This is a genomic window from Streptomyces roseoverticillatus, assembly GCF_000719265.1.
GTDB classification, from domain to species: domain Bacteria; phylum Actinomycetota; class Actinomycetes; order Streptomycetales; family Streptomycetaceae; genus Streptomyces; species Streptomyces roseoverticillatus.
Genome location: NZ_JOFL01000006.1, coordinates 277,224 through 294,248, shown reverse-complemented (window position 1 = coordinate 294,248; position 17,025 = coordinate 277,224). Strand labels below are relative to the sequence as shown.

The 17,025-nt window shown below is 73.6% G+C and carries 14 protein-coding genes; 7 read left to right on the top strand and 7 right to left on the bottom strand.

All coding sequences use genetic code 11. The features are described from left to right. Positions 1-108: 108 nt before the first annotated feature. Genes IF61_RS0108515 through IF61_RS0108505 form a run of 3 tightly spaced genes read left to right on the top strand, consistent with a single transcriptional unit; the run spans position 109 to position 2,212 of the window. Complete coding sequence (locus IF61_RS0108515) at positions 109-816, top strand: glycosyltransferase family 2 protein (protein ID WP_030365662.1); 708 nt, start codon at positions 109-111, stop codon at positions 814-816. Then, positions 813-1,562, top strand: coding sequence for a TIGR04282 family arsenosugar biosynthesis glycosyltransferase (locus IF61_RS0108510; protein ID WP_078660057.1), 750 nt, complete (start codon positions 813-815; stop codon positions 1,560-1,562). The genes IF61_RS0108515 and IF61_RS0108510 overlap by 4 nt, the downstream gene beginning before the upstream one ends. Further along, positions 1,544-2,212: a methyltransferase domain-containing protein gene (locus IF61_RS0108505; protein WP_245684447.1), complete on the top strand. Its 669-nt coding sequence runs from the start codon at positions 1,544-1,546 to the stop codon at positions 2,210-2,212. The genes IF61_RS0108510 and IF61_RS0108505 overlap by 19 nt, the downstream gene beginning before the upstream one ends. Before the next feature lie 184 nt (positions 2,213-2,396). On the opposite strand, the gene IF61_RS0108500 is transcribed toward IF61_RS0108505, so the two are convergent. Beyond that, positions 2,397-2,858, bottom strand: coding sequence for a hypothetical protein (locus IF61_RS0108500; protein WP_030365659.1), 462 nt, complete (start codon positions 2,856-2,858; stop codon positions 2,397-2,399). After that, positions 2,858-4,012 carry a molybdopterin-dependent oxidoreductase gene (locus tag IF61_RS0108495; RefSeq protein WP_052392517.1) on the bottom strand — a complete coding sequence of 385 codons (1,155 nt, stop codon included), beginning with the start codon at positions 4,010-4,012 and terminating at the stop codon, positions 2,858-2,860. Before IF61_RS0108495 ends, IF61_RS0108500 begins: the two co-directional genes overlap by 1 nt. A 113-nt stretch (positions 4,013-4,125) precedes the next feature. On the opposite strand from IF61_RS0108495, the gene IF61_RS0108490 reads away from it, so the two are divergent. Then, positions 4,126-5,841, top strand: coding sequence for a glycosyltransferase 87 family protein (locus IF61_RS0108490; RefSeq protein WP_342667978.1), 1,716 nt, complete (start codon positions 4,126-4,128; stop codon positions 5,839-5,841). 1 nt (position 5,842) lies between these two features. Here the strand turns inward: IF61_RS0108490 and IF61_RS0108485 are convergent, their stop codons facing one another. Next, positions 5,843-7,129 carry an SGNH/GDSL hydrolase family protein gene (locus IF61_RS0108485; RefSeq protein WP_030365656.1) on the bottom strand — a complete coding sequence of 429 codons (1,287 nt, stop codon included), beginning with the start codon at positions 7,127-7,129 and terminating at the stop codon, positions 5,843-5,845. A 358-nt stretch (positions 7,130-7,487) separates the two neighbouring features. Here IF61_RS0108485 and IF61_RS0108475 point away from each other — a divergent pair, with 358 nt between their 5' ends. Next, positions 7,488-8,942 (top strand): glyceraldehyde-3-phosphate dehydrogenase, encoded by a 1,455-nt coding sequence (locus tag IF61_RS0108475; RefSeq protein ID WP_030365655.1) that lies wholly within the window; start codon positions 7,488-7,490, stop codon positions 8,940-8,942. A gap of 87 nt (positions 8,943-9,029) precedes the next feature. Here IF61_RS0108475 and IF61_RS0108470 read toward each other — a convergent pair whose 3' ends face one another. Beyond that, complete coding sequence (locus tag IF61_RS0108470) at positions 9,030-9,779, bottom strand: HdeD family acid-resistance protein (RefSeq protein WP_078660056.1); 750 nt, start codon at positions 9,777-9,779, stop codon at positions 9,030-9,032. 422 nt (positions 9,780-10,201) lie between these two features. On the opposite strand from IF61_RS0108470, the gene IF61_RS0108465 reads away from it, so the two are divergent. Next, positions 10,202-11,707 carry an MFS transporter gene (locus tag IF61_RS0108465; RefSeq protein ID WP_078660055.1) on the top strand — a complete coding sequence of 502 codons (1,506 nt, stop codon included), beginning with the start codon at positions 10,202-10,204 and terminating at the stop codon, positions 11,705-11,707. A gap of 77 nt (positions 11,708-11,784) precedes the next feature. Here IF61_RS0108465 and IF61_RS0108460 read toward each other — a convergent pair whose 3' ends face one another. Next, a complete protein-coding gene (locus tag IF61_RS0108460) occupies positions 11,785-12,372 on the bottom strand; it encodes a TetR/AcrR family transcriptional regulator (protein WP_030365652.1) in 588 nt (195 codons plus the stop codon). A gap of 115 nt (positions 12,373-12,487) precedes the next feature. On the opposite strand from IF61_RS0108460, the gene IF61_RS37420 reads away from it, so the two are divergent. Then, a complete protein-coding gene (locus tag IF61_RS37420; RefSeq protein WP_052392516.1) occupies positions 12,488-13,654 on the top strand; it encodes an FAD-dependent oxidoreductase in 1,167 nt (388 codons plus the stop codon). Positions 13,655-13,747: 93 nt separating this feature from the next. Here IF61_RS37420 and IF61_RS0108450 read toward each other — a convergent pair whose 3' ends face one another. Together IF61_RS0108450 and IF61_RS0108445 are read right to left on the bottom strand one after the other, a co-directional pair. After that, a complete protein-coding gene (locus IF61_RS0108450) occupies positions 13,748-14,665 on the bottom strand; it encodes a hypothetical protein (protein WP_157848560.1) in 918 nt (305 codons plus the stop codon). A 321-nt stretch (positions 14,666-14,986) separates the two neighbouring features. Continuing rightward, positions 14,987-17,017: a DUF8189 domain-containing protein gene (locus IF61_RS0108445; protein ID WP_030365649.1), complete on the bottom strand. Its 2,031-nt coding sequence runs from the start codon at positions 17,015-17,017 to the stop codon at positions 14,987-14,989. Positions 17,018-17,025: the final 8 nt, after the last annotated feature.

The window sequence follows — 17,025 nt, the reverse complement described above, 5'->3', positions numbered from 1 at the left end:
AGCCTCGCACCGGCCGGGAGACGGCGGGGCCGGGCCTCCCCCTCCGCGGATCGGCGTCCTCGTTTCGTAAGGATCCGGCGTCCGAAATGCCGGAATTTGCTCCGTAGGGTGAGCATCGTGACTCACTCCACCACTCCCACCGCGGACGTCGTGCTGCCCTGTCTCGACGAAGCGGCGGCCCTGCCCCGGGTCCTGGCCCGGGTGCCCGCCGGCTGGCGGGCCATCGTCGTCGACAACGGCTCCCGCGACGGCTCGGCGGACCTGGCCCGTTCCCTCGGTGCGACCGTCGTCCACGAGGCGCGCCGCGGCTTCGGCGCGGCGTGCCACGCCGGACTGGCCGCCGCCGAGGCCGATCTCGTGTGCTTCTGCGACTGCGACGCCTCGCTCGACCCCGGCCTGCTGCCCGGCCTCGCGGCGGCGGTCCGCGCCGGCGACGCCGATCTGGTGCTCGGCCGCCGCCGCCCGCAGGGGCGCGGGGCGTGGCCGCTCCACGCCCGCCTCGGCAACGCGGCGCTGGCCCGGATGCTCCACCGGCGCACCGGGCTGCGGCTGCACGACCTGGGCCCCATGCGCGTCGCGCGCCGGGAGGCCCTGCTGGGCCTCGGCCTGACCGACCGCCGCAGCGGCTACCCCTTGGAGATGGTGGTGCGTGCCGCCGACGCCGGGTGGCGGGTGACGGAGACCGACGTCCCCTACCTGCCCCGTACCGGTCGCTCGAAGGTGACCGGCACCTGGCGCGGCACTTGGCGCGCCGTGCGGGACATGCGCGCCGTGCTCCGGGCGCCCGCCGTGCCGCTGGAGGTGACGGCCGGGTGAGCGCGGCCACCGCCGCGGGCCCGGCCCCGGACGGGCCGACGACCCTGCTCGTCATCGCGAAGGAACCGCTGCCCGGGCGGGTCAAGACGCGCCTCACCCCGCCGTACGAGCCCGCCGAGGCGGCTCTGCTGGCCGAAGCGGCGCTGACGGACACCTTGTGGGCCGTACGGGCCGTGCCCGCGCGCCGCCGGGTCCTCGTCCTGGACGGCCGGCCCGGTCCGTGGCTGCCGCCGGGCTTCGAGGTCCTGCCGCAGTGCGCGGGCGGTCTCGACGAACGGCTCGCCGCCGCCTTCGCCGCCTGCACGGGCCCCGCCCTGCTCGTCGGCATGGACACCCCGCAGCTCACGGCGGGCCTGCTGGCCCCGGCCCTGGGCCCGGCGGGCTGGCAGGACTGCGACGCCTGGTTCGGGCCCGCCGCCGACGGCGGCTTCTGGGCCCTGGGGCTGGCCGAACCGCAACCCCGTCTGCTGCGCGGCGTTCCCATGTCCACGGCCGGGACCGGTGCCGCCCAGCGCCGCCGGCTCGTGGCGGCCGGGCTCCGCGTCCGGGATCTCCCGGAGCTGCTCGACGTCGACACGGCGGCGGACGCCGTGCGCGTCGCCGCGGCGGCGCCCGGCACTCGCTTCGCAGCCGCGGTGGACCGCCTGGGGCGGCGGGTGCCGCCGCAGCGGGAGCCGGTGTCCGGTGCGCGGCCGGGTTCCCCCTCCCCGGGCGGAGGTGGCCGGCCGTGCCGACCCGCGAACTGACGCCGCCGGCCCGGATACCGGCCCCCTGGCGCAGCGACCCCTACGCCGACGCGGTGAGCGCCGGACGGGGGCCGCTGTTCCTGCGCCGGACGGACGGCTGGATGCTGCCCCTCGAAGTCGAACGGTGGTGTGCGGAAGCCGATCCCTCCGACCTGACGGTCCTCGACCGGTGCCACGGGCCTGTCATCGACATCGGCTGCGGCCCCGGCAGACTCGTCACCGCGCTGGCCGCCCGCGGCCACCCGGTGCTCGGTGTCGACCTCAGCCCCGCCGCCGTCGACCGCACCCGGCGCAGCGGCGGCACCGCCCTGTGCCGGTCCGTGTTCGACCCCCTCCCCGGCGAGGGGCGCTGGGGCACGGCGCTGCTGATCGACGGCAACGTCGGCATCGGCGGCGACCCCGCCGCACTGCTCGGACGTGTCGCCCGTGTCACGGCGCCCGGGGGGCTCCTCCTCGCCGAGGCCGCCGCCGCGGACGTCGACGAGCGTGTGGAGGTGCGCGTCGACGACGGGCGTGGCCGGACCGGACCGCCCTTCCCGTGGGCCCGCGTCGGAGTGACCGCCCTGACGCGCTACGCGAGCCGGGCCGGGTGGTACGCAGCGGAACAGTGGGCCGTGTCCGGGCGCGCGTTCGTGGCCCTGCGCCGCTGAGAGCGGGGCGCGGCTGTTGGTGGGGCCCTCCGCCCGGCGGAGGGCCCCACAGCTGCGTCACGAGCCCCGCGGCGCGCCTGCCGCCCGCCGTCCCGGGCTGTGCCGCGCGAGCGCCGGGCCGCCGGCCGGACCGTGGTGGGGCGCTCCCCCGGCCCGCCCGGCCGGCAGGCGCCCCGCCCTCGTGTCACGAGCCCCGCGGCGCCTTCCGCCCGTCGCTCCCCTTCCGTGTCCGCAGCCGCCGCGCCCACGCCCCTGCGAGTGCGGTCACGACGGTCGCCACGGCTGTCAGCGCCAGCACGAAGAGCCAGTTGCCTACGTAATCCAGCGGCAGCACCGACGAGTTCCGGGGAACACCCGGCCGGAACACAACCGGGTAAGCCACCGCCGTCAGACTCGCCGCGACGAGCAGACCGCCGCGCACCGCACGCCGCGCCCGCAGCCGTACCACCACGAGGCCCGCGAGGAGCGTCAGCGGGGCGACGATCCCGTCGTGCACGAGCACCGCGCCGGCCGGCCACCGCACGACCTGCCACGGGTCCTGCGGGTCGTCGCCCCGCCACGCGGCCCACAGGCCCACCCCCATCAGGGCGACTCCGCACGCACCGGCGACCGCGCGGATCACCGGCAGGGCCCGGCCCCCGCGCATCACAGCGCCTCCATCCGGGACACCCACTTGGTCTGCAGGACGCCGGGCCTGTTCGGGGCGATGATCCGGGCCGGATACCCGTGGTCGGGCGGGAGTTCCTCCCCGTTGAGGCGCACGGCCAGCAGTGTGAGGGGGTCGCGGGCGTACGTGTGCGGCATGACCATCACCCGGTAGGCACCGTGCCGCTCCAGTGACGTGACCCGGATCAGGGCCCCTTCCGGGGCGCCCGCACGGTCCAGCAGGTCGCGCACCCGTACGCCCGTCCAGCGCGCCGACCGGCTCCACCCCTCCACACAGGCGATCGGCAGGATGACCTCTCGCTGCGGCATGGCGCGCAGTTCGTCCAGGGTGATCTCGTACGGTCGCGGGCCCCCGACATGCAGCCGCCAGCCGCGCACGGACTCGGCGGTCACTCCCGCGCGGGCGGCGGTGCGGTTGACGGGCAGGCCCAGTTCGCCGTGGTCCGGGTGGCGCGGGGCCAGGAGGTCCAGGCTCTTCAGGGGCGTCAGGGACTGGCCCACGGTGGTGAGCGTCACCGCTCCGACGGCGGCGCCCGTGGCGACCAGCAGCGACCGCCGGTCGGTCGCGTCCTCGGCGGGGAGGGACAGCGTCCCGGGCGAGCGGCGCCTCCAATGGGCGGCGATGTCCGGCAATTTGACCGCCACGTGCAGGAGCAGCGACCCGATGAGCAGCCATCCGACGGCGAAGTGCACGGGCACGAAGGAGAACGGCCACGGATACCACTGCGCGGTGTTGAACAGCCCCGAGAAGAGCTCGAAGAGCGCCGACGCGACCAGCACCGCGACGGACAGCCGCTCCAGGGCGTGCCGCACCGAGCGCGCGGGCGGCCCGGCGAAGAGCCGCGGGTAGACCGTCCACAGCTTCACCAGCAGCAGGGGGACGGCCGCGATCCCGCTCGCGACGTGCAGCCCCTGACTGAACCGGTAGCCCCAGGAGGGGCGGCTGGGAAGGCTGTTCGCGAGCAGAGCCGGCGGGTGCTGCAGGACGTGGCTGACCAGCCCGGTCACGAAGCACACCGCGACCGCCGCGCCGAGCAGGCGGCCGACGGCCGTGGCCGTACGGGCGTCGTGCAGCCTCCCCGAGAAGGAAATGGGGAGGGACGGGGGCCCGGGAAGGCGGAGGGGGAGTTTCATGCCTTCATCAGAACGCGAGCGGGGGCCGGGAAGGGGGTGCGGAGTCCTTACGGAACGCGGACGTTCGCCCCGGCCGGGACGTCATCCGCCCGCCCCGGTGCCAGGCTGGCCGGGTGATCGCCCTCCCCCGCCGCCCCGCCGTCATGACCGCCGTCACCACGGCCGCACTCGCCGCGCTCACCGCGGTCCTGGTGCGGGCCGTCCGCAGCGACGCCTACGTCACCGATCCCGCCGCGCTCGCCGGCTGGTACGCGCTGGCCTGGGCGCTGTTCGGCGCGGCGGCGTGGGCCCTGCGGCACGTACCGGCCCGCCACGTGGCACCGCTGGTGCTGGCGGGTTCCGTGGCCGTCGCCGCCGCCGGCCTGGTCGCCGGACCCCGTACCAGCTCCGACGTCTACCGCTACGTCTGGGACGGCCGGGTCCAGGCCGCGGGCATCTCGCCGTACGACCACGTGCCCGGCGACCCCGCACTGTCCCGGCTGCGCGACGACCGGCTGTTCCCGCGGGGCACGGAATGCGAACGGCCCGAGCGGTTCGGGGTGGCGGCCGCGGAAGGCGCTCCGGCCGCCGCCCCGTCCGGCACCGCCGTCGCCACTTGCACGCTCATCAACCGCCCTTCCGTGCACACGATCTACCCGCCCGTGGCCGAGGGGTACTTCCTCCTCGTCCACGCGCTCTCGCCCGCGGACGCCCGGCACAAGCCCTTCCAAGTGGGCGGTGCGGTGCTGTCCGTCGCCGTCTCGGCCCTGCTCCTGGCCGTCCTGCGCCGCCGCGGCCGCGCCCACCGGGCCGCGTACTGGGCGTGGTGCCCGGCGGTCGCCGCCGAGGCCGTCAACAACGCTCATGTCGACGTGCTCGGCGTGCTGTTCGCGGTCGCAGGCCTGGCGGCGGTCCGCGCGCACCGGGTCCGCGGCGGCACCCTGATCGGCGCGGGGATCGCCACCAAGCTGCTGCCGGCGGTCGTCCTCCCGGGAGCGCTCGCGGGGGCGGCGGCGCCCCGGCCCCGCCGGCCCGACGGCGCCGCCGGTGGCGAGGGGCCGCCGCGCCCGCTCCGCCGTTCCCTCGCCGTGCTGCTGCCCGCGGCGGCGGTCGTCGGCCTCGGCTACCTGCCGTACCTCCTGATCTCCCACGGTTCGGTCCTCGGCTACCTCGGCGGCTACGCCGAGGAGGAGGGCTACGACGACCCCACCGTCAAGAACCGCTACGCCCTCCTCCGGCTGGTCCTGCCCGCCTCCTGGTCCCAGCCCGCGGTCCTGGTCCTCTGCGCCGCCGTGGTGGCGTACGTGCTGCGGCGGGGAGACCCCGGACGGCCTTGGCGGAGCGCGCTCCTGGTGACCGGGGCGGCGTTCCTCCTCACCACCCCCGGATACTCCTGGTACGCCCTGCTCCTGATCGCCCTCGTCGCGCTCGACGGACGCTGGGAGTGGCTCGGCGTCGCCATGGCCGGGGCGGCCAAGTACGTGGGAGGCCGGGCGGTCGACGACTCCGGCCTCCTCGGCACCGTGGCCTACGCACTGGCGGGCATCGCGGTGCTCGCGGGCTGGCTGGTGCGCCGGCGGAAGGGCGGCAGGGCACTGAAGGAACCGGGACCGAGGCCGGGACCGGATCCGGAGTCGGAATCGGAATCGGCGCCCGTGCCGGGACCGGACCTGGAGTCGGTGACGGCGCCGGCGCCGGAACCTGGGCCGGCGCCGGCGCCGGAACCTGGGCCGGAGTCGGCACCAGGGCCGGTGCTGGAACCAAGGCCGGAGCTGGAACCAAGGCCGGAGCTGGAACCAAGGCCGGAGTCTGAGCCCGGCCCGTACGGAATCCGGCCCGGAGCGCCGTAGGTCACAGCCGGTCGAGGTCCACGGCCTCGGCCACGGCCCGGTAGCCCGCGCCGTTGAGGTGGATGCCGTCGGTGAAGGCGAACTCCTTCCTGATCCTGGGGCCGTCGGCCACGGCGCGGTCGACGTCCACGACGCCGTCGTAGGCACCGCTGGTGCGTATCCACTGATTGACCTCGTTGCGCACCCGCTCGCCGCGCTCGGTCCAGTGCCCGTAGCCCTGGTACGGCGGGATGGTCGCGCCGAGGACCCGGACGCCGCGTGCGCGGGCCTCGCGTATGAGCTGCCGGAGGCCTCCCGTGATGTCCTGGGAGGTGACCTTCGGGGCGGGCGTCGTGCAGCGGCCGGGATCGTCGGGCTGGACGATGTCGTTGGTGCCCTCCAGGAGAACGACCGTGCCCACGTCCGTCCGGTCGAGGGCGTCGCGCCGGAAGCGCGCCAGGGCGCTCTCGCCGAAGCAGTCGGAGCCGTTGAGGAGCTTGTTGCCGCCGATGCCCGCATTGACGACGGTGCGCGGGCTGCCGGCCGCGGCGAGGCGCTCGGCCAGCACGTCCGGGTAGCGGTTGTCGGCGCCGAAGTCCGAGCCGTAGCCGTCGGTGAGGGAGTCACCGAAGGCGACGACCGTATTGCCCCTGCCGCGAGGGCTGCCCTTCACGTCGACCCCGGCCAGGTAGTACCAGGACAGGCTCGGCGGTTCGGTGAACGCACCCGCGGAGACGTCCGTACTGTGGTCCCCGGCCGCCCGGTACGAGCCGGTCAGGGCGAGGTTGTGGAACGTGGCCGGGCCGCTCGGGGCCTGGAAGTACAGGGTGACGGCGAGTTTCCCGAAGGCCTCGACGGGGAGGGCCGCCGGATCGCTCACGAGCTCCCCGCCTGCCGGGACCGCCACGCTGCCCGCGCCCCCGAAGCGCAGCGGGCGCACCGTCCCGGGCCGTACGGCGGCTCCCCCGTCCGACAGGGCGACGGTGGCGCCGGCCAGCCGCAGCGGCGTCTTGCCGTAGGCGTTGGAGAGCCGCACGCGCAGCTCGCTTCCCGCTGCGCCGGCCCGGATCACCTGGCGCACGGTCTGGTTCTCGAAGCCCGCCTCCGACCAGTTGGGATACCAGTCGGTGTGCGCGGGGGCCTGGGGAGCGGCCGTCCAGGCGGCGGTCCACGGCCGCGGCCCTGAGGGCTGCTGCCCGGAAGGCTGATTCCGGTCCGCGGCCGGGGCGGCCGGGGCGGCCGAAGGAGCCAGGGCGAGCAGGGCCGCCGCCAGGGGAACTGCGGCGCGTGCGAGGGGCTTTCCGATCATCGAAGCGGTACCTTCCGTGCCTTCCGTCGAATGCTGTTACCCCTATGACTCGTGGCGCAGGGGAAATGTGACCGACCTCCGCCACCGGCCTCTCCCACGTGCCGCCCGTCCTCACCTGTCTGCGCCTGCCTGCGCTCCGGCTCGGTCGTGCCCACCCGTGATCGGCCACGCGTTCGTCAGCTCGGCGAGTGTGACGATCGGCATCAGCGGGTGGCCCGGCTGGGTGGTTTTGATTGCGTTCGTCGCCTTTCTCACGCTCACGGGCAGGCTTCGCCCGGCCGCCGACGACACCCCTTGAACGATCAAAATGACATGGGGTTAGCATGTGAGCGCTGCCTAGCTCGAAAGAGAAAAGCCTGTGACTGTCAACGACGACTCGTTCACTGACTGGAAGAACCGCGAGGAGATCGCGGAGTCGATGATCCCGATCATCGGGAAGCTGCACCGCGAGCAGGACGTCACGGTCCTCCTCCACAGCCGCTCCCTGGTGAACAAGTCGGTGGTCAGCATCCTGAAGACCCACCGATTCGCCCGGCAGATAGCCGGCGAGGAGCTCTCGGTCACCGAGACGCTGCCGTTCCTGCAGGCGCTGACCACGCTCGACCTCGGCCCTTCCCAGATCGACATCGGCATGCTCGCCGCCACCTACAAGACCGACGACCGCGGTCTGACGGTGGAGGCCTTCACCGCCGAGGCCGTCGCCGGCGCCACGGGCGCCAACAAGATCGAGGGCTGCGAGGGCCGCGACGTCGTCCTCTACGGGTTCGGCCGCATCGGCCGCCTCGTGGCCCGGCTCCTCATCGAGAAGGCGGGCTCGGGCAACGGCCTGCGGCTGCGCGCCATCGTCGTCCGACCGGGCGGCGGCCGGGCCGCCGAGGATGTGGTCAAGCGCGCCTCGCTGCTGCGGCGCGACTCCATCCACGGCCAGTTCCAGGGCACGATCACCGTCGACGAGGCGAACAACACGATCGTCGCCAACGGCAACGCGATCAGGGTGATCTACGCCAACGACCCGTCCGAGGTCGACTACACGGCGTACGGCATCAAGGACGCCATCCTCATCGACAACACCGGCAAGTGGCGCGACCGCGAGGGCCTCTCCAAGCACCTGCGCCCCGGCATCGACAAGGTCGTCCTGACCGCGCCCGGCAAGGGCGACGTCCCCAACATCGTCCACGGCGTCAACCACGACACGATCAAGCCGGACGAGCAGATCCTGTCCTGCGCCTCCTGCACCACCAACGCGATCGTCCCGCCGCTGAAGGCGATGGACGACGAGTACGGCGTGCTGCGCGGCCACGTGGAGACCGTCCACTCGTTCACCAACGACCAGAACCTGCTGGACAACTACCACAAGGCCGACCGCCGCGGCCGCTCCGCGCCGCTGAACATGGTCATCACGGAGACCGGCGCCGCCTCGGCCGTCGCCAAGGCGCTTCCCGACCTCAAGGCGCCGATCACCGGCAGCTCGATCCGCGTCCCCGTCCCGGACGTCTCGATCGCGATCCTGAGCCTGCGCCTGGGCCGCGAGACCACCCGCGAGGAGGTCCTCGAATACCTCCGCGACGTCTCCCTGAACTCGCCGCTGAAGCGCCAGATCGACTTCACCACCGCCCCCGACGCCGTGTCCATGGACTTCGTCGGCTCGCGGCACGCCTCGATCGTCGACGCCGGCGCCACCAAGGTCGACGGCGACAACGCGATCCTCTACCTCTGGTACGACAACGAGTTCGGCTACTCGTGCCAGGTCATCCGCGTCGTCCAGCACGTGTCCGGCGTGGAGTACCCGACCTACCCGGCACCGGTGCACTGATCCGGTCCCGGTGACCCGCGGCGCGGCCGCCACCCCACTGAGGGGTGGCGGCCGCGCGCGTCCGGTGGCGGGTCACAACTGCCGCCGTCAGTGCTGCGGGTGGGGGTGCCACCGGTGGCCGCGGCCGCCCCGGCTGCTCCGCTGCGCGCCGGGCGCGGAAAGCTTTCCGAGGCGCGTGCGCAACCGGATGCCGTGCCCGACCTCGATCACTCCCATGACGATCAGCATGATGCCGACGACCATGGTGAGGACGGCGATCGACGCGAAGGGCGAGGTGATCACCACGATTCCGGCCAGGACGCTGACGATGCCGAGGAAGACCTGCCAGCCACGGGCGGGAAGCGCCGGGACGGACAGGGCCACGCCCATCAGCATGAAGCCGCGCAGCAGCCAGCCGAACCCGATCCACAGCGCGAGCAGGAGCACCGACTGCGCGGGCCCGCGGAAGGCCACCAGTCCCAGCAGCACGCAGAGCCCGCCGCTGACGAACCCCAGAGCACGCATGTGCCCCGGAACGTGGCTGCCGAAGGCGCCCGCCAGCTGGAAGACACCCGTGGCCAGCAGATAGATGCCGAACAGCACGCCGACCACCGTCAGGCTCGCCTCCGGCCAGGCCAGGACGACGGCTCCGAGGGCGATCGAGAACACGCCGGCGCTCACCAGCACCTGCCAGCCGGCATCGGCCAGCATGGTCAGGCCGGTGGGGATGCCGGTGGGGTCCTGGGCACGGGGTTCACCGGACTGACCAGGCTCACCGGGCTCACCGGGCTCACCGGCAGCCGCGTAGGCCTCGTGGAACGCACGGGATTCGTTGGATTCGCTGGAGGGATAACTCATGGCGCTTGCCTCTCGCCCCCGCGCATGAAATCGCCCGACTGCTCCCCACATCAGGCTTGCACAGTTTCCGGCAGGGCGACATCCGGCAGGGCAACAACGGAAACCCACTGAGCCCTGCCGGGGGCCTGAGCAACGCCCCGGGCCCGAGGAGGCTCACCAGAGCAGGGTCGCTCATCACGTGTGAAGATTCAGGGAAGTGACTGCGGGTAACGCTTCCGCCGCTGACGGCTCGGGCGTGTGGAGTGCGACCGGCCGGGCAGAAGCGGTCCCGTGCCGGGAGCGTCCGACGAGCCGCCGGCCTCCCGCACCCCGCCCCCGACCCTGCAGGTGGAGCATTGAGCGCCGATCGCAGAAGATTCCCGAAGAGGACGACGCCCGGGCGCGGCGCCCCGCAGCGCGGCGGCACGTCGGCCACCGACCGGATGCTCAGGACCCTGCTGCGGCGCCGCAAGAAGATGCTGACCATCGAGGACGTCACCGTCACGGACCGCCCCGAGGTCCACCGCGCCGTCTCCGCCGCGGCGCTGGGGAACATGATGGAGTGGTTCGACTTCGGGGTGTACGCCTATATGGCGGCCACGCTCGGCAAGGTCTTCTTCCCCTCCGGCTCCTCCGGCACCCAGGTGATCGCCGCCTTCGCCACCTTCGCCGCGGCCTTCGTGGTGCGCCCGCTCGGCGGCCTGGTCTTCGGCCCGCTGGGCGACCGCATCGGACGGCAGAAGGTGCTCGCCGCCACGATGATCATGATGGCGGTCAGCACGTTCGCGGTCGGTCTGCTGCCCGCGTACGCCACGGTCGGCGTCGCCGCGCCCGTCCTGCTGCTCGCGTGCCGGCTGGTGCAGGGCTTCTCCACCGGCGGCGAGTACGCGGGGGCCACCACGTACATCGCCGAATACGCGCCGGACGAGCGCCGGGGGGTCCTCGGCAGCTGGCTCGACTTCGGCACCTTCGTCGGCTACGCGCTCGGCTCGGGCCTGGTGACCGTGCTCACCGCGGCCCTGGGCAGCGACGGTATGACCGGCTGGGGCTGGCGGCTGCCGTTCCTGGTGGCCGGGCCGCTCGGGCTGATCGGCCTGTACATGCGCATGCGCCTGGAGGAGACGCCCGCCTTCCGCGCGGAGGCGGAGAGCGCGGAGAGCGCGGCGGAACTGGCCGGCGCCGAGGAGGCCCGGCAGTCCGGGCACGGGCGGCTGAAGGAGATCTTCACCGGGCACTGGCACGCCGTGCTGATCTGCATGGGCCTGGTGGTGGTCTACAACGTCACCAACTACGTCGTGACGTCCTACCTGCCGACGTTCATGACCGAGACGCTGCGTCAGAACCCCACCACCGCACAGCTGCTCGTCCTGGGCACGATGATCCTCGTCGCCCTGACCATCACCACCGTGGGCCGCCGCTCGGACACCTGGGGGCGGCGCCCGCTGTTCATGGCCGGCAGCGCCGCGCTGGTCGCCCTGGCCGCGCCGGCGCTGCTGCTGATCCGGGCCGGCGGCGTGCTGCTGCCGGCGCTCGGCTGCGCCGTGCTCGGGCTGCTGCTGGTGGTCTTCGCCGGCACCTCCGCGGCCACCCTGCCGGCGCTCTTCCCCACCCGGATGCGCTACGGCGCGCTGTCGGTGTCGTACAACATCTCCGTCTCGCTCTTCGGCGGCACCACGCCGCTGGTCGCCTCGGCGCTGCTGGAGAGCACCGGCGACGAGATGGTGCCGGCCTACTACCTGATGGGTGCGGGCGTCATCGGCTTCTGCTCGGCGCTCTTCCTGCACGAGACGGCGGGCAAGCCGCTGCGCGGCTCGGGCCCGATGGTGGAGACGCCGGAGCAGGCGCAGCGGCTGGTCGCCCGCAGCCGCACCGAGGCGGGCCGCCGGGCCCGGAACGTGTGGATGCACCTGCGGCATCCCGGGCGGCACCGGCATCACGAGGAGCGTTGAGGGCGGGCGCGGGGGCCGCAGTTCTCACGTATGGGCGAACGCCGGCTCCGTAGCCGACGTTGTCGCCCGTTGGTCGCTCAGTCGGGTGCGGGCCGCCGGGCCGTCCAGCCCTCTTCGAGCAGGCCGAAGATCACGTCCGCGGCCTCGTGCGGGTCGGCGTGCCGCTGGACCAGCCGGCCGGATTCCAGCGCGAACCGGGCCAGCGCGGCGCAGGCGAGGTCGTCGGCCGGGGCACCGCACTCCTCGGCGATGGCGTGCGCGAGGGCGGTCTCGTGGCGCACCCACATGCGGCGGGCGTACTCGCTCAGTGCCGGGGTCTCTTCGACCATCCGCCGCATCCCGGCCGCCCGCTCATCCGCGACGATCCGGACCGCCCGCTCCAGGACGTGGTCGCGCAGGGCGGCGGGGATCGACTGACCGGGCGTCCGGTCGCGCACCGCCGACACCAGGGCCGCCTCGACGTCGGCGTCGAGGTCGAAGACCAGCGCCTCCTTGCTGGGGAAGTGCTTGAACAGGGTGGTCACCGCCACGTCGGCGGCGTTGGCGACGTCCTTGACGCTGACGGCGTCGTAGCCGCGTTCGAGGAAGAGACAGAGCGCGGCGTCGGCCAGGGCCTGGCGGGTCCGGGCCTTCTTCCGCTCGCGGCGTCCGATGGGTTCACTCACCGGCCCAGCATATGCCGTCGACGCACATCCGCTCCAAAAGACTAGTCACTACACTTATGAATTGGATACGCTTTCCTGGTTCGGTTCTTCCCGCACCACGAAAGGACCTCGTGCCATGACGTCTGCCCTGAGCCCCATCGCCGTCGTAGGAGCCGGTATCGGCGGCCTCACCTGCGCCCGGACCCTCCAGCAATACGGCCTCCCGGTCATCGTGTTCGAACGAGAGCCCTCCGCCCGCTCCCGCCGGCAGGGCGGCATGCTGGACCTGCACGACACCGGCCAGGCCGCCCTCCGCGCCGCGGGCCTGGTCGAGGAGTTCCGCGCCCTGGCCCGTCCCGAAGGCCAGGAGCTCCGCGGTCTCGACCCCGTCACCGGCGAGTTGGTCCACCACGAGCTGCCCGCCGACGCCACGGTGGCCGCGCCCGAGATCGACCGCGGCCAACTGCGCGGCCTGCTCCTGGACTCCCTGGCTCCCGGCACCGTCCGCTGGGGGCGACCGGCGGCCTCGGCGTCCCGGGCCGGCGACGGCACCGCCCGTCTGCACTTCACTGACGGCACGAGCGAGGACTTCGCCCTGGTCGTCGGCGCGGACGGCGCGTGGTCGCGGATCCGTCCGGCCCTTTCCGGGGCAACCCCCGCCTACACGGGCCAGACGCTGGTCGAGACCTACCTCGACGACGTGGACACGCGTCACCCCGCACTGGCGCACCTGATCGGAAACGGCACCCTGGCCGCGAAGTCCGCCGGCACCACGCTGCTGGCCCAACGGAACAGCGGCGGCCACGTCCGCGTCTACACCGGCTTCGAGGCACCGCACGACTGGCACGTCCGCGCCGGCCTGGACTTCGAGGACTCCGCAGCGGTCCGCGAACACCTGCTGGGAAGGCTCGACGGCTGGCACGACGGCCTGCTCGGTCTCCTCCGCAACTCCGACGGCGGCTTCGTCAGCAGGCCCCAGCACGTCCTGCCCGTCGGACACACCTGGACCCATGTACCCGGCATCACGCTGCTGGGCGACGCCGCCCACCTCATGCCGCCCTACGGCATCGGCGCGAACCTCGCCATGCTCGACGGCACCGACCTGGCGACGGCCATCGCCTCCCACGACGACCTCGACCAGGCCGTCCGCGCCTACGAAAACCTGATACTGCCCCGCGCCGCAGCAGCCGCCCAGGCCTGCGCCGACCTGACCACGGCCATGACGTCAGACACCGTCATCAACGTGGACGCCGCACGCCAGCACCTCAACGAAAAAATCCGGGAGGCCCGGCCTGCCGGCTGAACGTTCCTCGCTCGGCGCGCGGGTGCCCTCGGTGCCCGCGACGCGGTGGCTCCACCAATGTGGTGGGAGCTGACGGCCGGGCGGCCTCGTCGGTCAGGCCCTCGCGCACACGACCATGTCGTTCAGGACGTCCACGGCGTGGTCCGCGACGAAGGAGACGACGTCCTCGCCATCACTGTCACTGAGTTCGAGCAGGAGGCTCTGCACCGGCAGGTGCTCCGCGCACGCCGCCAGCAGAGCCGCGACGATGGCGCGCCCCTCGGGGTCGGAGGGGTCCACGGGCCCACCGGAGAAATCACCGTCGTCACCGGGGAATTCATCGAGGAAGCCGATGCCGGCGACGGTGCCGCCGGGGCGGCGGGCCGCCACGAGAGGCGAGTAGCTCTCGCAGTAGAAGGCCCGGCGCTCCTCATTCATCGGCGTCGGCGAGGTGGGGTGGGGCCAGTCCCGGGCGTCGAGGAAGTCCCACCACGCCTGCATGACGTCGTCCGGTGACCAGGTGGGCCCCTCATACCACTCGATCGCGTAGCCGTGCTCCACAGGGCCGATCGTCCGGGGGCACACCCGAAACGTTCGATTACGGCGTTGGCGGGGGAAACCGCGGCCGGTCATCCAGCGGTGACCCGGGGAGCCGGTGACCGCCTTTCCCCACGGGCTCAGCCCCATACCGCTCGTCAGCCTCGCCACGTAGGCCAGAGCGGCTGACCCCAGGCCGCGCTCCCGCAGCCGTGGGACGATCTCGACGTACGTCCACACCAGGCGGGCCTCGGGGAGGCCGGGGAAGCGACGGAAGCCCGCGACCCCCGCCAGTTCCCCCGTGAAGCTGTCGCGGATCACTCGTGCACGGCACACAACGTCGCCGTCCTCTTCTCTGCCCAGGACCATTCGGCCCTGGCTCATCGCCAAGTCAGCCGCAGGCCCCAGCGCGGCCAGCGCCACGCTCGCCTCCCCCTCGTCGTCCGGCCACGGCTCGAACGTCAGCGAAGGGACCACGTCGTCTGTTGTGCGCATCAGCGCAGCGTAACGAAGCAGGGCCTGCGTCGACCGCGTCCGTCGGCCACACCCCGCAGGGCGGGATGGAGCTGGCCCCCGTGCCGGCCGGGGCATGCCCCCAGTGATCCGGGGACGGTCACGCCCCTAGCGTCGGACGCATGACACACTTACGGCACCGTGAGCACGGGCCCGCTCCCGGCAGACTTCAACCAACGCGGCGCACCGCGGCGTTGACCCTCGTCTCGGCGGCATTGGCAGTCGCCGCCGCCCCCGTCGTACGGTCACCGTCCGGCAGCTCCTCCAGCCCACCACCGGGCTCGGGCCACCCCGCTCAGGAGGTCAAGGCCAGTAGGCGGGGCTGCCCGACGGGACGGGTGCGACCTGGCGGTCGCCGAATGCGGTCCATGGGAGCCAGCCGCCGCCGGGCCGGGACTGTACACGGGTGCGTATCCGGCCCTGGGTGGTGACGGCGAAGACGTGGATCCGTCCGGTGGCGTCGACCGCGGCCGCCGGCGGGGCGGCGAGCCGGACGCCCGGCTCGCCGAAGTCGTCACCGGCATCCCAGCCGCCGGTGGTGACCTGCCTGCGGTGGCTGAGCTGAGCGCCCCCGGGGGACAGGGCGAAGCCTTCGAGCCTGCCGTCGGCGTCGGGGACGAGCGCCGGGGCCGCGGCGGTCCAGCCGGACATCGGTTGCCAGTCGTCCCAGCCTCCGCTCGGCACGGTCTGACGCCGGGAGAACGCCGCCACACCGGACGGAGCCGATGCGGTGACCGTGAGCCTGCCGCTGCCGTCGCGCGATACGCGCGGCGCAGTGCCGGCCGCGGTGCCGAAGCGGCTCCACTGCGCCCAGGGGCCGTCGGGTGTCTCCTGCCACCGGTGGTAGATCCCGGAGCCACCGGGCGAGAGGGCGAAGACTTCCAGCCGTCCGTCGGCATTGGCCGCGACGACGGGCGGTGCACCCGCGGGCCCGCCGAAACCGCCGTCCCACGCCTCCCACGTCAGCGAACCGGGTGAGATCTGCCGCCGCCGGGCGACGGCGGTGCCGCCCGGGCCCAGTGCGAAGGCCTCCAGCCTGCCGTCGGCGTTGCGGGCGACGGCCGGGGCCGCGCCTGCCGCGCCGCCGAACTCCTCCCAGTCGTGCCAGCCGCCGTCCGGCCGCTGCACCCGGTGGTGCAGGCCGGCACCGCCCGGGCCGAGGGAGAACACCTCCAGCCTGCCGTCGGCGTTGCGGCCGAGCGTGGGCACCGCCCCGGCCGGTCCGCCGAACGCCTCCCACGGCGACCAGGTGCCGGACTGCGGGTCGAGCTGGACGCGTCGCAGCAACGCACCGTCGCTCGCGTCCAGCGCGCACACGGTCAGCCGGCCGTCGACGTCCAGTCCGGCGACGGGGTTGTCGGCGCTCTGCCAGGGCGGCGGTACGTCCCGCCACCGCAAGGGGGCGAGGTACAGCCCCTGGCGGAACCATCCCGCGGCGCTCGCGTGCCACTCCCGTCCGTCGGTGACCACCTCGACCGCGTGACCGGGCACATGGCCCGCGTAACCGTCGAGGCCGAAGGAGAACGGGTTCCGGGACGCGAACACGTCGGTGCCGTCGTAGCCGTTGCGGGGCCCGATGAACAGGTAGTACCAGCCGTCCCGCTCGACGACGCAGGGCGACTCGGTGACCGACACCGTCGCCTCGGTGGTCGCGTCGGTGAACGCGGTTCCTGGTTCGCTCCAGTGCAACAGGTCGTCGGAGCGCCGGAAGGCCACCGCGTGCCGGCCGTCCTGGCCGGACAGTTCGGTGTAGTACATCACCCACTGGCCGGCGATCCTCACCACCATCGGGTCGCGCGCCACGCGTCCCCGGAAGAGCGGGCCGGCCGGGACGCGCGTCCAGGTGAACAGGTCGGTCGAGGTGGCGAGGTTGATCGCGGCACCGTTCCGCCCGCCGGCGGCATAGAACATCCAGTACGTGCCGCCCGCCTCGATGACGTGCGGCGCCCACAGGTGTTCCTCGCCGAAGTACGCCGGGTCGGCGGTCAGGGCGTCGGCGTGCGTGGTCCACGGTCCGTACGGATCCGGGGCGGAGGCGTGGGCGAAGGAGACCTCGGCCGCGCTGTCGGGGGCCTCGCCGGGAGGCGCTCCGGCACCGGCGATGCTGAACAGGTGCCACCGGCCGGCCGCCTTGATCAGCGTGTGGTCGTTGAGGTAGCGCCGCTCGCCGGGGGTGGACGGATCGTAGACGTGCGTGAAGGACCCGGCGCCGATCCACTGGTGGGGCGGGGGCGGCGCGGCGCCGGCGGCCGTGCCGCCCCCGGCTTCCAGCAGGGCGAGTGCGCCCGCCGCGGCGCAGCCCTGGAGCAGGCGGCGTCTGCTGATCGGATGCATGGGTCCTC

What these genes read in the sequence shown, in the direction of transcription:
- IF61_RS0108500 (WP_030365659.1), bottom strand. Translation starts at nt 2,858, where the DNA reads ATGCGCGGGGGCCGGGCCCTGCCGGTGATCCGCGCGGTCGCCGGTGCG.
- IF61_RS0108495 (WP_052392517.1), bottom strand. Translation starts at nt 4,012, where the DNA reads ATGAAACTCCCCCTCCGCCTTCCCGGGCCCCCGTCCCTCCCCATTTCC.
- IF61_RS0108485 (WP_030365656.1), bottom strand. Translation starts at nt 7,129, where the DNA reads ATGATCGGAAAGCCCCTCGCACGCGCCGCAGTTCCCCTGGCGGCGGCC.
- IF61_RS0108470 (WP_078660056.1), bottom strand. Translation starts at nt 9,779, where the DNA reads ATGAGTTATCCCTCCAGCGAATCCAACGAATCCCGTGCGTTCCACGAG.
- IF61_RS0108465 (WP_078660055.1), top strand. Translation starts at nt 10,202, where the DNA reads ATGCTCAGGACCCTGCTGCGGCGCCGCAAGAAGATGCTGACCATCGAG.
- IF61_RS37420 (WP_052392516.1), top strand. Translation starts at nt 12,488, where the DNA reads ATGACGTCTGCCCTGAGCCCCATCGCCGTCGTAGGAGCCGGTATCGGC.
- IF61_RS0108450 (WP_157848560.1), bottom strand. Translation starts at nt 14,665, where the DNA reads ATGCGCACAACAGACGACGTGGTCCCTTCGCTGACGTTCGAGCCGTGG.
- IF61_RS0108445 (WP_030365649.1), bottom strand. Translation starts at nt 17,017, where the DNA reads ATGCATCCGATCAGCAGACGCCGCCTGCTCCAGGGCTGCGCCGCGGCG.